Source organism: Oleiphilus sp. HI0123 (genome assembly GCF_001635315.1).
Genome location: NZ_LWGE01001430.1, coordinates 1 through 2,420, shown reverse-complemented (window position 1 = coordinate 2,420; position 2,420 = coordinate 1). Strand labels below are relative to the sequence as shown.

3 protein-coding genes are annotated in these 2,420 nt (G+C 44.3%); 2 read left to right on the top strand and 1 reads right to left on the bottom strand.

The features are described 5' to 3' along the window. On the bottom strand, positions 1 to 1,020 hold a 1,020-nt coding region (locus A3761_RS18570), incomplete at its 3' end, for a deoxyribodipyrimidine photo-lyase (protein ID WP_068750661.1). Between the two features lie 157 nt (positions 1,021 to 1,177). Between A3761_RS18570 and A3761_RS18565 the strand changes: the two genes are divergently transcribed. Both A3761_RS18565 and A3761_RS18560 read left to right on the top strand, forming a co-directional pair. Next, positions 1,178 to 1,438 carry a DUF3081 family protein gene (locus tag A3761_RS18565; RefSeq protein WP_197469968.1) on the top strand — a complete coding sequence of 87 codons (261 nt, stop codon included), beginning with the start codon at positions 1,178 to 1,180 and terminating at the stop codon, positions 1,436 to 1,438. A 23-nt stretch (positions 1,439 to 1,461) separates the two neighbouring features. After that, a partial coding sequence (locus A3761_RS18560) for a cryptochrome/photolyase family protein (RefSeq protein WP_197473113.1) occupies positions 1,462 to 2,420 on the top strand: 959 nt, incomplete at its 3' end.

Below are 2,420 nucleotides of genomic sequence, written 5' to 3'. Positions count from 1 at the left end.
CGTGTTTTTTAGTTCCTTCATGCAGGCATTGACAATCTTGAAAGGCGTTTCGCCTTCACACCATTTACTGAAGCGTTCAGGGTAGAAACTAGTAAGCGGGGGTGACTTTTTGGATCCTTGGAAACTAAATAGTTGGTCTCCTTTTAGAAAGTGCCACCATTGGAAATATTCTCTCCACAATAGCTCGACATATAGCCAACGAGATGAATCGTTAGACCCGTTTTCCTGTTCGTATTCAAGCAATTTCTTGATGACCTGGCGTGGAGATAGACAGCCGCTACTTAACCAGGGTGATATTTTGCTGCTGTTGGTCCAGCCGGATAATTCATTCCTTACTGTCTTGTAGCGACGGGGCGCATCACTGGAGAAATACTCGAACAGATGGCCAAACGCTTCGCGTTCACCACCGGTAAAGCGGAGCGAAGTCGTATTCACAGGAAGCCAATCAGGAATCTTCTCTGCTTCCAACATATCTATCTTAGGCATGATTGGCAGGAATTTGGGGGCAGGAAGGGGGTCAGGGACACCTTGATTTTCAATTGATTTCCTGAAGCGTGAGTATGTTTGGGGTAACTGAGAGACCTTAAACGGTAGTTCTAACTCATTGAAGATCGTGTATTGTTCATATTCTATTACCGCAGCCTCGGAGCATTTCCTGCGAATCGCTTTAAGGATGTGCCGCTCATAAGAACCGGAAGACTGAGTCAATACGAGGTCACTAAAGCCGTAATTATTGATAAGGTTGGATATCAGCTCAGTTGTATCACCATATAAAACAATCAGCTCTTGGTCATATCGTGCGAGGTTTTGTTTTAAATCCTGAATGCATTCCAAGGTGAACTGCCAGCGATGTTTGCTGATGGAAGGTTGCTGCCATAGCTTCTGCTGAAACCATCTAGGGTCTACGACATAGATGCACAGTAGGCGATCGGCGCTTTTTATGGCGTGCAGCGCCTGGTTGTCATGAATTCGCAGGTCTCGAGTAAACCAGTATAGAACTCTTCGTTGTTTAATGAGCATATGGATTCCGTAGTGCGCTGAGGGTGTTTCAGGCACTTACGAAGCAGGTTTCATTTTGGATCAGTGCATGGGGTGATCCATTGACGCGTTGATGCGTATAAGCTTTTAAATGCTCGGTGTGGTCTTGGGGCACATTCTAATTTTAGGAGTTGGGAACTTGGAACAGCATATTGAACCAAAGGTAGTCATGCTGGCAGCTGAATGCATTCGGCAAAAAGGAAGCATGGAGGGAGGCAAGCTTATTTATCAGCAAATTAGCCTCGAACTGAGTTATGACGGTTACACGATTATGCTCAGTGACCACAAAGTTAAGCTAACTCTCTTTTTTCACAACAAGATGAAAATTGAGTGCGCTCAAAACAGGGATCTGGAGAGTTTTTACGAAAAGTTGAAAAATATTGCACGCACTGTTTTCTAGCAATGGCCAACGAGAGAGAAATCATGAGTTTGAAAACCAAGCGTCTAAGGCTTGTTTTGGGGGATCAATTAAATAGCCGTCACTCTTGGTTCAAGGAATCTGATCCTGACACCTTGTACATTTTGGCTGAACTGACGCAGGAAACTAACTACGTAAAGCATCATGTTCAAAAAGTTTGTGCTTTCTTTGCCGCGATGGAGGATTTTGCGGAGAATCTAAGACAGGCAGGACATAGGGTAAAGTACTTCAATTTGGACGAAAGCTCGGGATATAAAGATTTGCCAGCATTGCTTTCATCTGTCATTGAACGCTGCGCTTGTCAGGTATTTGAATATCAGCAACCTGATGAATATCGACTGCATGTTCAACTACGTGAATTTACTCGAGACTTGGAGATCACCTCCCGACTCTATGAAACCGAGCATTTTTTTCTTGAGCACAACGAACTACCTCTATGGTTCGAAGGTGGCAGACATCATCGAATGGAAGGTTTCTATCGTAAAATGCGTAAACGCTTCAGTGTCTTGATGGAAGGAGGCAGCCCTTTAGGTGGAAAGTGGAATCACGATGAGGACAATCGTCATGCGCTCAAAAAGAAAGACTTAGCTGATATTCCCCAGCCACTGGTGTTTGAAAATGACGTAAGTGTCATTCTAAAACGGTTGAACGATCATGAGATTGTCAGTTTCGGTAATGCGAACATTAAGCTAGTTTGGCCGATTAACCATCGACAAGCGATGGCTCAACTTCAATACTTTTGCCAAGTATGCCTCCCGAAATTCGGCTACTTTCAAGACGCGATGACCTGCAATTCTCCTCACTCCTGGAGCCTATATCACTCACGGCTGAGTTTTGCTTTGAATGCCAATATTATTAGCCCTGATGAGGTGATCGATGTCGCCATTGAAACATACTATCAACAGCAATCTAGTATTTCGATTTCGCAGATCGAAGGCTTTGTTCGTCAGATTCTTGGCTGGCG